This is a genomic window from Acidimicrobiales bacterium (assembly GCA_041394245.1).
In the GTDB taxonomy this organism is placed as follows: domain Bacteria; phylum Actinomycetota; class Acidimicrobiia; order Acidimicrobiales; family Aldehydirespiratoraceae; genus JAJRXC01.
This window is the reverse complement of sequence record JAWKIR010000003.1, coordinates 309,563-321,402: the sequence shown is the minus strand read 5'-3', so window position 1 is coordinate 321,402 and position 11,840 is coordinate 309,563. Positions and strand designations below refer to the sequence as shown.

General features: G+C 66.8%; 12 protein-coding genes. 10 read left to right on the top strand and 2 right to left on the bottom strand.

Annotation, left to right across the window (positions count from 1 at the left end; all coding sequences use genetic code 11):
• Positions 1-13: 13 nt before the first annotated feature.
• Together hemL and R2707_16130 are read left to right on the top strand one after the other, a co-directional pair.
• Complete coding sequence (hemL, locus tag R2707_16135) at positions 14-1,276, top strand: glutamate-1-semialdehyde 2,1-aminomutase (GenBank protein ID MEZ5246629.1); 1,263 nt, start codon at positions 14-16, stop codon at positions 1,274-1,276.
• A 23-nt stretch (positions 1,277-1,299) separates the two neighbouring features.
• The gene (locus tag R2707_16130; GenBank protein MEZ5246628.1) at positions 1,300-2,049 is read left to right on the top strand and encodes a YceI family protein; all 750 of its coding nucleotides are present in this window, start codon (positions 1,300-1,302) and stop codon (positions 2,047-2,049) included.
• 32 nt (positions 2,050-2,081) lie between these two features.
• Here R2707_16130 and pgi read toward each other — a convergent pair whose 3' ends face one another.
• Positions 2,082-3,716 (bottom strand): glucose-6-phosphate isomerase, encoded by a 1,635-nt coding sequence (gene pgi / locus R2707_16125; GenBank protein ID MEZ5246627.1) that lies wholly within the window; start codon positions 3,714-3,716, stop codon positions 2,082-2,084.
• Between the two features lie 116 nt (positions 3,717-3,832).
• Here pgi and R2707_16120 point away from each other — a divergent pair, with 116 nt between their 5' ends.
• Complete coding sequence (locus R2707_16120) at positions 3,833-4,642, top strand: hypothetical protein (protein ID MEZ5246626.1); 810 nt, start codon at positions 3,833-3,835, stop codon at positions 4,640-4,642.
• A 16-nt stretch (positions 4,643-4,658) separates the two neighbouring features.
• Here the strand turns inward: R2707_16120 and R2707_16115 are convergent, their stop codons facing one another.
• Complete coding sequence (locus R2707_16115) at positions 4,659-5,477, bottom strand: hypothetical protein (protein ID MEZ5246625.1); 819 nt, start codon at positions 5,475-5,477, stop codon at positions 4,659-4,661.
• Positions 5,478-5,761: 284 nt separating this feature from the next.
• Between R2707_16115 and R2707_16110 the strand changes: the two genes are divergently transcribed.
• From R2707_16110 to R2707_16080, 7 genes are read left to right on the top strand one after another with little or no spacing between them, the layout of a single operon-like run.
• The gene (locus R2707_16110; GenBank protein MEZ5246624.1) at positions 5,762-6,199 is read left to right on the top strand and encodes a hypothetical protein; all 438 of its coding nucleotides are present in this window, start codon (positions 5,762-5,764) and stop codon (positions 6,197-6,199) included.
• Entirely contained in the window at positions 6,196-6,612 is a 417-nt protein-coding gene (locus R2707_16105; protein MEZ5246623.1) for a 4Fe-4S dicluster domain-containing protein, read from the top strand. Before R2707_16110 ends, R2707_16105 begins: the two co-directional genes overlap by 4 nt.
• Positions 6,613-6,641: 29 nt before the next feature.
• On the top strand, positions 6,642-7,439 hold the full coding sequence (gene extP, locus R2707_16100) for a selenite/tellurite reduction operon b-type cytochrome ExtP (GenBank protein ID MEZ5246622.1): 798 nt from the start codon (positions 6,642-6,644) through the stop codon (positions 7,437-7,439).
• 30 nt (positions 7,440-7,469) lie between these two features.
• The gene (locus R2707_16095) at positions 7,470-8,243 is read left to right on the top strand and encodes a menaquinol-cytochrome c reductase cytochrome b subunit (protein MEZ5246621.1); all 774 of its coding nucleotides are present in this window, start codon (positions 7,470-7,472) and stop codon (positions 8,241-8,243) included.
• Between the two features lie 25 nt (positions 8,244-8,268).
• Positions 8,269-9,147 (top strand): ubiquinol-cytochrome c reductase iron-sulfur subunit, encoded by an 879-nt coding sequence (locus R2707_16090; GenBank protein ID MEZ5246620.1) that lies wholly within the window; start codon positions 8,269-8,271, stop codon positions 9,145-9,147.
• A 51-nt stretch (positions 9,148-9,198) separates the two neighbouring features.
• Positions 9,199-10,716, top strand: coding sequence for a cytochrome c (locus tag R2707_16085; protein MEZ5246619.1), 1,518 nt, complete (start codon positions 9,199-9,201; stop codon positions 10,714-10,716).
• Entirely contained in the window at positions 10,716-11,837 is a 1,122-nt protein-coding gene (locus R2707_16080) for a hypothetical protein (protein MEZ5246618.1), read from the top strand. The genes R2707_16085 and R2707_16080 overlap by 1 nt, the downstream gene beginning before the upstream one ends.
• Positions 11,838-11,840: the final 3 nt, after the last annotated feature.

Genomic DNA, 11,840 nt, shown 5'->3' with positions numbered 1-11,840 from the left:
GATGGGGCATGCAGTGAGCGGTCCGACCAACGAGGAATTGTTCGCGCGTGCCCGGGCGGTCATCCCCGGAGGTGTGAACTCGCCGGTGCGGGCCTTCGGGTCGGTCGGTGGCACGCCCTATTTCGTCGCCCGCGCCGAGGGGGCCTACGTCTACGACGTCGAGGGCCGCCGCTACATCGACTACGTGCAGAGCTACGGACCCTGCATCCTGGGCCATGCCCACCCCGCGGTCAGCGCGGCGGTGAACGACGCGGCCACTCGTGGCACGAGCTACGGCGCCCCGACGGAGGCCGAGGTGCTCCTCGCCGAGGAGATGTGTCGCCGCATTCCGGGCATGGAGATGGTTCGGATGGTGTCGTCGGGCACCGAGGCCACCATGACAGCGATCCGGTTGGCCCGCGGTGCCACCGGTCGTGACCGGATCCTGAAGTTCGCCGGCAACTACCACGGACACTCCGATGCGCTGCTGGTCGCCGGTGGTTCCGGTGTCGCCCAGCAGGGCCTGAAGGGGTCCGAAGGGGTCACGGCCGGCGCGGTCGCCGACACGATCGTGGCGCCCTACAACGTCGTTCCCGAACTGGATGCGACCGTCGCCGCCGTGATCGTCGAACCCGTCGCTGCCAACATGGGCCTCGTCGAGCCGGCACCCGGATTTCTCGCCGGCTTGCGCGAGGCGTGTGACGCGGTCGGCGCGTTGTTGATCTTCGACGAGGTGATCACCGGGTTCCGACTCTGCCGCGGTGGTGCCGCCGAATGGTTCGACGTCGGGCCCGACATCTGGTGTTTCGGGAAGGTCATCGGCGGCGGTCTGCCGGTCGGTGCGTTCGGCGCGTCGCGCGAGATCATGTCGCACCTCGCCCCGTTGGGTCCGGTGTACCAGGCCGGGACCCTGTCGGGGAACCCGCTCGCGATGGCGGCCGGTCTGGCCCAGCTCGAGCAGCTCACGCCGACGGCGTACGAACAGCTGAGCGCCACTGCGGCCGAGTTGCAGGCCGGGATGATCGCCGCGTTCGCCGACGCCGGGGTCACCGCGACCGTCCCACGGGTGGGTCCGCTGCTGGGGCTCTTCTTCGGCGACACGGCGCCGACCGACTTCGAATCGGCGAAGGCCATCTGCGACAACGGCGTCTACGAACGCTTCTTCCACGGGATGCTCGATGCCGGCGTCGCCCTGGCCCCTGGGGCCTATGAGGCGTTGTTTCCGTCGCTTGCCCACAGTAGCGACGTCGTGGCGGCCACAATCGAAGCCGTTCGCCTCGTGGCGAAGACTCTCTGATCATCCCTCGAGGAGCACCAGCAATGAACAAGAAGTATCTGATCGGCGGCGGACTTCTCGCGGTGGTGGCGGTCGCCGTTGCCGTGTGGTTCGTCTTCTTCAAGGACGATGCGCCCGACGCGGTCGACGTCGGCACTGCCAACGATCAGCTCGATGCCGATCTGGCCGGCGACGAGAGCGGTGACGACGACACCGCTTCCGACACCACGGCTCCCGAGGGCATCGACGGCACGTGGGTGGTCGATGACGAGATCGGCGAGTTCGACTTCGACACCGCGAGCGGCAGCTTCGCCGGCTTCCGGGTGGCCGAGGAGCTGACGGTCGGTGAGGTCACCGCCGTCGGTCGCTCCGGCAACGTGACCGGATCGGTCACCATCGCCGACGGCACCCTGACGGGGGCCGACATCACGGTCGACATGGATGCGATCGTGTCCAACGACAGCCGCCGTGAGGGTGCGATCAAGCGGACCGTCAACACCTCCGACTTCCCGAACGCGACGTTCACCTTCGACGGGGGCGTCGACGTGTCGTCGATCGAGGTGGGCGGACCCGCCCAGAATTTCGCGATCGAGGGTGATCTCACGGTGGCGGGTGTGACCAACCCGGTCACCTTCACCATTGATGCCAACGTGCGCGACGACGGCTTCGGCGTCATCGTCGGCAGCGCCGAGATCGTGTGGGACGACTTCGGCATCACGCCGCCTTCCGCACGGGTCGTGGTCTCGATCGCCGATCAGGGAACCGTCGAGTTCCAGCTGATCGTCGCCCGCTAGAAGGTATGGGTGTCTGACCCCAGAACGTATGGTCAGCGGGTTCGCATCGTCCGGTAGCGGGTGATCAGGGCGTTGGTCGATGCGTCGTGATGGAGCGGCGCGTCGGCATCGGTGAGCTCGGGCACGATCGCCTGGGCGAGCACCTTGCCGAGCTCGACGCCCCACTGGTCGAAGGAGTTCAGGCCCCACACCACGCCCTGGGTGAGCACCTGGTGTTCGTACAACGCGATCAGTTGGCCGAGCACCGACGGCGTGAGCCGCAGGGCCATGATCGTGGTCGAGGGCCGATTGCCGGGGAAGGTCCGGTGGGGGACCAGCGCGGGATCCGGCTCGGTCTCGGCCACCTCTTCGGCGCTCTTGCCGAAGGCGAGCGCCTCGGACTGTGCCAGGCAGTTGGCGACGAGGAGGTCGTGATGGGTCCGACTGCCCGCGAACTCGGCGTCGGTGTGGTCGGGGTCGACCATCACGATGAAGTCGGCGGGAACCACGGTGGTGCCCTGGTGCAGGAGCTGGTGGAACGAGTGCTGGCCGTTGGTGCCCGGCTCGCCCCACACGATCGGTCCCGTCTGGTAGGTCACCGGTTCGCCATCGGCGCGCACCCGCTTGCCGTTGCTCTCCATGTCGAGCTGTTGCAGGTAGGCCGGGAAGCGGTGCAGATACCGCGAGTAGGGGAGGACCGCTCGGGTGGGCAGATCGTTGAACGTCCGGTACCAGACCTCGATCAACCCGAGCAGCACCGGCACGTTGCGGTCGAACGGTGTGTCGGCGAAGTGTTCGTCGACGACCCGGAACCCCGCGAGGAACTCGGCGAATGCCTCGGCGCCGATGGCGAGCATGAGGCTGAGGCCGATGGCGGAATCGACCGAGTAGCGGCCGCCGACCCAGTCCCAGAATCCGAACATGTTGTTGGTGTCGATCCCGAACGCACGGACTTCGTCGGCGTTGGTCGAGACCGCCACGAAGTGAGCGGCCACGGCGTCGTCGCCGAGGGCGTCGGTCAGCCAGCGGCGGGCGGAATGGGCGTTGGTCAACGTCTCCTGGGTCGTGAACGTCTTGGACGAGATGACGAACAGTGTTGTGGCCGGGTCGAGATCGCGGACGGCCTCCCGGATGTCGCTGCCGTCGACGTTGGAGACGAAGCGGCAGCGCAGGCGGGGGTGGTGGAACGCGGTGAGGGCCTCGTAGGCCATCACCGGACCGAGGTCGGAGCCCCCGATGCCGATGTTGACGATCGTGTCGATGGCCTCGCCGGTGTGGCCGGTCCAGTCGCCGTCGCGGACGCGGTCGGTGAACGCGGCCATCTTGTGAAGGACGTCGTGAACGTCGGTGACCACGTTCCTGCCGTCGACGTCGATCACCCGATCGATCGGTGCTCGCAGTGCGGTGTGCAGGACGGCGCGGTCCTCGGTCGTGTTGATGTGGTCGCCACGAAACATGGCCGCGATCCGTTCGGCGAGGCCCGCGCGTTCGGCCAGCGCCACCAGGTCGGCGAGGATCGGTGCGGTCACCCGGTGCTTCGAGAGATCGACCACGAGATCGCCCACCGTGTGCGTCAGTTCCTCGGCCCGCGAAGGATCACCGGCGAAGAGCCGCCGGAGCTCCAATCCGTCGAACCCGCTGGCGTGGGTGACGATCGCCGCCCATTCCTCGGTCGTCGTGATGTCCACCCGTAGGCCTCCGAAGGTCGAGTCGCCGTCCCAGTCTCGCCGCTGGATGCCGGCTGTTGGTGCTTCCGACCCATGAACTGTCCGGCGCGGGTCCATATCCTCGGGACCGGACGGAAATGATGCTCGGAACACGCGCTCGGATCACTGCACTCTCGGCCGCTGTGGGCATCGCCGCGGCCGTGAACCTCGCCGCTCCGTGGGACGACGGCGCGCCGCCCACGCTGATCGGCACGGCCGGCGTCGCCCTCGGCGACGACACGGCCCGCATCGTCGAACGGGTCAACTACCGCCAGGACGTCGAGCGGATCGGTGACGTCGTCATCATCGACGGCCGGCCCCGCGACGAGCTCGCCGGTGAGCTCGCAGCCGTCTGGGAGATCGTCGATGGGATCTGGCCGCAGGAGCAGCGCGCGGTGCTCGCCCAGCTCTCCGTCGTACGCGAGTCACCCCGCGGCCTCGTCGGCGTCGTGCACCCGTCGGCGACCGGTGGATGGATTCTCAGTCTCGACGTCGCCGACCTCGCGGATCGTGCGCTCATCGAGGAGACGATCGTCCACGAACTGTCCCATGTGGTGACCCTCGATCGGGAGGTCTTCACCTTCGGCGAGGTCGACGGGTGCACGGGCACCGCCATCGAGCTCGGCTGCGCGGCCCCCGGTTCGGTGCTGGCGGCGTTCGCCGACCGCTTCTGGTCCGGCGACACCGCGGGCGTCGACGCTGCGGACTTCGTGAACGACTATGCGTCGACGTCGGCCCACGAGGACCTGGCGGAGACGTTCACCGCGTGGGTGTTGGACTGGCCGGTCGATGGTGTGGTCATCGACGCCAAGATGGACATGCTCGCCGCCGACCCGGAGCTGTCGGCGCTGGCCGATGCCCTGCGCGCTCGACTGGTGGCGCGGGCGAACGACGAGCCCCGCCCCTGAGCGGGCGGTCGAGAACTCAGCCGGCCTCGAGGCCGAGGTTGGACCGGGCGGTCTGCAGGGTCTCGTGGACGGTGTCGTAGGGAAGGCCATCGACCTCGATGCCCTCTTCCTCCATCACGACGATCCACTCCTCGATCACCTCGAGCTCCTCGATGACGGCATCGGCGTCCATGTTGCCGAACTGCGCCCGCTCGTGGAACACGACGGCGCCGAGCTCCTCGACGCTGAGCCCGGTGAACCCGGCCATGTTGCCGAAGCTGCCGATGGCGTGGGCGCCGCCTGGGCGATCGGGATCACCGTAGTTCGGGCCACCGTCGATGTCGCGGGTGCCGTTGGTGCCCTTCGCGACCCAGGCGATCTGCCCGGCGAGGCCGTCGTAACCGCTGTCGGTGATGCCGTACGGGAAGGTGAGCAGCACCTCGCCGTCGCTGAGCTGTCGGCCGGTGCCGCCGCCGCCGCCACCACCGTGGCAGCCGGCGCACTGGGCGTAGATCTCTTCGCCCTCGAAGGCCAAGCCGCCGGTGACCGGGGGGCGCTCGAGGTAGCCGACGTAGTAGATCGCCCAGATCGGCAGGAAGAGCAGCACGGGCATGACCCATACCGGGATGGTCTTGCGGGCCTTCGCCGCGGCGACCCACGGGGTGTCGGGGACGGGCTCGGGTTCCGGCTCCGGTACCGCGGGCGCGGCGGCTGCTGCGGGGACGGGTGCGGTCGATGCCGGGGTGGCCGCCGCGGCGGGGGCGTCGTCGGCCGCGGGGGCGTCGCCGCCTTCGCCGCTGAGGCGGGCTCGGGCTTCTGCGGCCTTCTTGAGCAGGTGCTCGGGTATTTCGGTCACCGTCGTCTCCGGTGCGGGGTCAGGACAAGATCTCTTGGTACAGGATCTGTGTTGGAACAGACCGTGCGCAGGATAGAGCCAGTGTCCCACGTTGGAGCAACTTGGGGAGGGAATCGCACCGGTCCGAGATTTCCGCGGCGCCGGATTGGGTCCGGGCGACTTTTCCCGTGGTAAACCTTCGCTCAACCCGGGTGGTGCGTCTACTCGGGTCTACACTTGTGCGTGGATTCACGAGGTCCTTGAATCCACGACTCCACCAGGAGCCGCTCGTGGTTGCTTTCACCATGTCTGTCATCATCACCGCCGTGCTCGTCTCGGGCATCGTCGCGTACTCGAAGCGGCGCCCGGTGGGCCAGCCCCACACCTGGGGCGAGGCGATGCTCGGTGCTTTCGTCGTCTTCTTCCTCATGTTCTGGGTCTACGGGGTCGTGCCGCACCAGTGGCTGGTGTGGGCCGAGAACGAGCTCAACTGGCGCTCCGACAAGTTCCTCCACGGTCCCGGCGGCTTCCTGAAGCCGCAGCCCGAGGGTGGCTGGAACCCGATCACGCTCAACTATCAGGTGATCGAGCACATCATCGCGGTCGGCATCTACGGCGTGATGCTCGGCGGCAACATCTGGCTGTGGGGCGTCTGGCAGAACCGGGGCAAGGGTCAAGAAGAGACGGCACCGGCCCGTTCGAGCTTCGGCCGGCCGCTGGTGAAGGAGGGTTCGTCGTCGTGACCACGACCGATGCCAACCCACCGATGCCGGTGTTTCGCGACGACTACGTGCTCCAGGAAGTCGACGCGGCATGGCTCAGCCAGGCGGTCAAGCCCAAGCAGTTCATCCACATCGACCAGGCCGAGTGCATCATGTGCGAGGGCTGTGTCGACATCTGCCCGTGGAAGTGCATCCACATGGTGCGCCCCGATGCCATCGACGAAGCGATCGGCACCGAGAAGCCGGGCGTCGACCCCAACGACCACGTGATCTTCACGATCGACGACGACGTGTGCACCCGTTGCGCGCTGTGTGTCGATCGCTGCCCCACCGGTGTGATCATCCTCGGCAAGATCGGTGATCCCGCCGCTGCCGGCGACTCGCACCAACGAACCAACACCCACGGCTACGGATACGGAATGCGTCTCGGCTGAGCCGGGCGACGCAGGAGAAACTACGCATCATGGCGAACGACACCGACGAAGAGATCAAGAAGCCGCTCCCGCAGCGGATGCAGGACTCCATGTCCCAGCTCGGCGACGACATCGTCTCGAGCCAGGCATGGAACTCGATCTTCCGTCCCGGCTCGATCTTCCGGAAGGGCTACACCGACAGTCCGAGGAACCGGTCCTACGTGATCATGAACTCGGTGATGTACCACCTCCATCCCGTGAAGGTGAAGCGTCACGCAGTCAAGGTCAGCTACACCCTCTGCCTCGGCGGGCTGAGCTTCTTCCTCTTCATCCTGCTCACGGTCACCGGCATCTTCTTGATGTTCTTCTACCGCCCGACCGCCGCGGCGGCGTGGGACGACATCTACACCCTGCAGACCTCGGTGACCTTCGGTCTCCTGGTCCGCAACATGCATCGGTGGGGAGCGCACCTGATGGTGCTCACCGTGTTCCTCCACATGGCACGCGTCTTCTACCACGGCGCCTACAAGCCACCTCGCGAGTTCAACTGGGTCATCGGCGTGATCCTCTTGATGCTCACGCTGCTGCTCTCGTTCACCGGCTATCTGCTGCCGTGGGATCAGCTCGCACTCTGGGCCGTGACCGTGGGAACGAACATGATGGGGTACACCCCCGTCTTCGGTAATCAGGTGAGATTCGTGCTGCTCGGCGGCGTCGAGATCGGTACCGACACCTTGTTGCGCTGGTACGTGCTCCACGTCCTCATGCTCCCGTTCGTGATCGTCATCTTCATGGCGATCCACTTCTGGCGGGTGCGCAAGGACGGCGGCATCTCGGGTCCGCTGTAGGGCTGGGCCGGAAAGAGACGAGAACACGACATGACCGAAGTCCCAGAACATCTCCGCAAGCGAGCCGAAGAGGCCCGAGCCAAAGCCGCTGCGGCCAAGGCAGAGTCCGCCGCGCCCGCAGAGGAGGCCGAACTCACGGCCGAGCAGCAGGCGGCGGCATCGAAGATCCCCGCCCATCTCCTCGAACGGTCAAAGGCCGCCAAGGCCAAGGCCGACGGCGATGCCGGTGGTGGCGCCGTCGCCACCGCAGCTCCTCCGTCGGCTGCACCCGCAGCCGCGGGCGCCGCGCCGCTGGCCACCGGCCCCGGTGGTCACACCCAGCGGCTTCTCACGGTCGTCAAGTCGGGTTCGATCCAGGACGTCAAGGCCGTGCCGCAGGACAAGGTCCATGTGTGGCCGCACCTGCTCGTGATCGAGTTCGCGGCTGCGCTGTTCATCACGGCGTTCACCCTGATCTTCTCTATCTTCGTCAATGCGCCGCTGCTCGAGCTCGCGAACTTCAACGAGACCCCGAACCCGTCGAAGGCTCCCTGGTACTTCCTCGGCCTGCAGGAACTGCTCACGATGTTCCATCCGATGGTCGCGGGTGTGACCATTCCCGGCATGGGCCTCTTCGTGCTGATCCTGGCGCCCTACATCGACAAGAACCCGTCCAACAAGCCCGAGGATCGCAAGTTCGCGGTCTCGCTCATGACGATTCACCTGATGTTCTGGGCCGTGCTCGTGATGATCGGTTCGTTCTTCCGTGGTCCCGGCTTCAACTTCGTCTTCCCATGGGAAGCCGGACTCTTCTTCGAACTCTGATGGATTCGCCCCGAGGAGGCATCTCATGCTCGTAATCGGAATCATCGTCGTCGCCGTTCTGGCCCTCGTCGCCGTGGCCGCCGGCATGCGCTCGCGCCAAACCGACCAAGCGGTCGGTGTGCTGTCGCGCGAGACGAAGAAGCGCGACGAGGCGAGTTCTGTGCTCGGCTCCGAGGCCGAACTCACCGGCAAGCAGGTGGAGAAGGCTGCACTCATCGAGCGCAAGAACGCATCCAGGGAACTGGCCCTGGTCGGCGCCGGTGCGCCGCCGGCGCCGTACGTGCCACCGGACCCCGAGATGATCGGCGTGACTCGCCGCCAGTTCTTCAACCGTTCGATCGTGCTGATGTTCGCCCTCGGTCTGTCCGGTTTCGGCACGGCGTGCATCGCGTTCCTGTGGCCCCAGCTCGGTGGCGGGTTCGGCTCGGCGATCAAGGTCGGTCTCGTGAGCGATCTCCTTGGTCAGATCCGCGGCGCCAACGGCTTCCTGTACAAGGCTGAGGGTCGCATGTGGCTCACCGAATACCCCAACGGCGCGATCGAGAAAGCCAACAAGGTGTATTCGGCCAACGAACTCAGCGGCATGACCGCCGGCATCCAGCTGGGCCTCGACGGGGGCATCATCGCCCTCTACCAGAAGTGTCCGCACCTGGGCTGCCGTGTCCCGAGTTGCGCGACCTCACAGTGGTTCGAGTGTCCGTGCCACGGCTCCCAGTACAACCAGGTCGGCGAGAAGCGTGGCGGGCCGGCCCCGCGCGGCATGGATCGCTTCGCCATGACCATCGGATCCGACGGCTCCCTCACCGTCGACACCGGCACCATCATCCAGGGTCCCGCCATCGGGACCAACACCACCGGGCAGGAGGCCGAAGGGCCCAACTGCATCGGTCAGTCCACTCACTAGTAACCTCTCTCCGTTTCCGTCCCGACACTCTCGAGAACCTTTCTTACGCGCATGCTGCTCGCTGCATCCACACAACGAACCATCGGCTTCGTCATCTTGGCGATCGTCTTTCTCGGTGGCCTCGTCTACATCTTCTTCAACATCCGCTCGGCCAAGGCCGAGGTCGGTTCCGAGGTCGAACTCGCGGCCAACCGCAGCGCCCCGCTGCGAGACGAGGACCTCGAGGGGCGCCGGTTGGATCTCGCTCTGCTGGCCAACCTGGCGATGCTCACGATCATCGCCATCGCGTTGCCGTTCTACTGGCTCGGCGAGCCGGGTCGTGAAGACGGGCGCAACGTCGACACCGGCCGCATCTTCACCAACCGCGGCGAGGACATCTACATCAACGGCGCCCAGTGCGTGAACTGCCACGGCTCCGCCGGTGCCGGTGGCGGCGTCACCACCGCGATCACCGACGACGACGGTGGCTTCGTCGCCCAGGTCGTCTGGAAGGCACCGGCGCTCAACACCTTGCTCTCGAGGAACTCCGAGGACGAGATCCTCCACGTCCTCAACTACGGCCGCAACGGGGTCATGCCGGCCTGGGGTGGGGCCGGCGGTGGTCCGCTCACCAACCAACAACTCGAAGAGGTCATCTTCTACCTGCGGTCGATCCAGATCGACGAGGAGACGATCCGGGCCGAGGTCGAGGGCGGTGTGCTCCAGCGGGTGCAGGAGTGGATCGTCGACGATGCCGAACGTTGGACCGACGCGTATCTCGTCGCGATCCGTGAGGCGGAAGCCGCCCAGCTCGACGCGACGCTCGCCGTCGAAGCCATCGATCTCCAGTGCGCCGACGTCGACGAGACCTCCGACGCAGCCGACCAGACCCTCTGCGCCGACCTCACCGCTGCGAACGCCGCCGTCACCGATGCCCGTTCCGCCGGCGCCGACCAACTCGACGCCGCCGCCGTCGCATGGCTGGCCGAGGCCCAAGGCGTCGCCGACGTGGCCCGCGGGCTGGCCCTGGCCGCCGATCCGTCGCTCGCCGATCCGTCCAATGTCGGCACCGACGGCGTGAATCTGCCGCTGCGCTGGGCCGCCCTCGACCTGCTCGCCGAGGAGGACGCGGTTCCCAACGCCGAGGAGTACCACCGCTACGGCGAGTTCCTCTTCACCAACCCGGCGGCACAGGGCACCTACAGCTGCGCCCGGTGCCACACCTTCGGATGGAGCTACGACGCCGCCGAGCGATTCACCCTGCGAGCCAACGGCACCACCGAGTCGATCCTGCCGGAGGGCTACGTGCAGGGCGGCGGCTACTTCGGGCCGCAGTTGACGAGCGAGTCCACTCGCAGCCAGTTCCAGACGGCACGCACCCATGCCACCTTCATCGAGGTCGGCCAGACCATCGGGCAGCCCTACGGTCGGGGCGGTTCCGGCGGCAACGGGCAGATGCCCGGTTTCGGCCCACGCACCGAATCCGACGCGGTCGGTCCCGGCATCGATTCCGAGGCCGAGTTCGACTACCCCGCCCTGCTCACCTCTGATCAGATCGACGCCATCGTGGCATTCGAGAGGAACCTCTGATGCAGATGATCGATCTCATCGCCGGTCTCGCCTGGGACCCTGAAATCCGCGGCTTCCTGGCCGTGCTCACCGGCATCGTCGTCCTCATGGGCTCGGTGTGGCTGATCCTGTCGACCAACAGCGGCACCCGCCTCGGGACCCTGCTCGCCGGCGCCGGCTTCTTCGGCTGGATGGCGATCATGGGTTCCATCTGGTGGATCTACGGCATCGGCTACGCGGGCGACCGTCCCGTGTTCGAAGAGGTCGAGATCGCCGAGGGCGACATCGGCGGCGCCGACCTCGAGTTCGCCGCCCTCGACCGGGCCCAGGCGCTGCAGTCCGAGGCGCTGCCCATCCCCTACGACCTCCTCATCGAGGATCACGCCGACGCCATCGCCACGTACGGCGAAGGGGTCTTCGGTCCGGACTGGGAAGAACTCGTCCCCGCCGCCGAGCACGACTACATCGAGCAGCTTCGTGTGGCATGGGTCGACTTCGGGGTGGTCACCCGCGACACCCTCACCGCCGACCAGATCGAGGGTCTGACCGACGCCGAGATCGATGCGTTGGTCGCCGAGGAAGACGCCCGCAATCGGGCGACCACGTTGTCCGAACTCGCGTCGGAAGCACCCGCCCTGATTCCCGACGACCTGCCCCAGCTCGGCGAATGGCGCCTGCTGTCCACGGCCGACATGGGTGAGGCCCAGGCCTCGGCCATCGCCTTCCTCCTCGAGAGTGGCGACTACGACTTCACGAACCAGACCCAGTTCAAGATCCTCAACGGCTTCGCGTCCGGCGGCAAGGACGGTCTCCCCGAGAACCCCAGTCGCTGGGACCGGATCTACACCCAGATCAAGTCGGCGCTCACGATCAAGCACCCGACGGGCTATGCACTCATCCAGGTGCAGGCCGTCACCGCCGAGTCGCTCGACAATCTGCCCGGCACCGCGCCGAAGCGCCCCGTCGTCGACGAGAACGAGCCTGTCGTGTCGGTGGTCCTGATCCGCAATCTGGGCAATCTGCGCCAGCTCCCCGCCATGGTGACGATCGGCTCGCTGCTGATCTTCCTGGCCTTCGCCTACATGCTCCACGAGCGAGACAAGGTCGCCATGGCCAGAGCCGCCGAATCCGGGGCGTCGTAGACC

Bases quoted from the DNA above. Each gene is read 5' to 3' on its own strand.
- R2707_16130 (MEZ5246628.1), top strand. From the start codon at position 1,300: ATGAACAAGAAGTATCTGATCGGCGGCGGACTTCTCGCGGTGGTGGCG.
- R2707_16120 (MEZ5246626.1), top strand. From the start codon at position 3,833: ATGATGCTCGGAACACGCGCTCGGATCACTGCACTCTCGGCCGCTGTG.
- R2707_16110 (MEZ5246624.1), top strand. From the start codon at position 5,762: ATGTCTGTCATCATCACCGCCGTGCTCGTCTCGGGCATCGTCGCGTAC.
- extP (MEZ5246622.1), top strand. From the start codon at position 6,642: ATGGCGAACGACACCGACGAAGAGATCAAGAAGCCGCTCCCGCAGCGG.
- R2707_16095 (MEZ5246621.1), top strand. From the start codon at position 7,470: ATGACCGAAGTCCCAGAACATCTCCGCAAGCGAGCCGAAGAGGCCCGA.
- R2707_16090 (MEZ5246620.1), top strand. From the start codon at position 8,269: ATGCTCGTAATCGGAATCATCGTCGTCGCCGTTCTGGCCCTCGTCGCC.
- R2707_16085 (MEZ5246619.1), top strand. From the start codon at position 9,199: ATGCTGCTCGCTGCATCCACACAACGAACCATCGGCTTCGTCATCTTG.
- R2707_16080 (MEZ5246618.1), top strand. From the start codon at position 10,716: ATGCAGATGATCGATCTCATCGCCGGTCTCGCCTGGGACCCTGAAATC.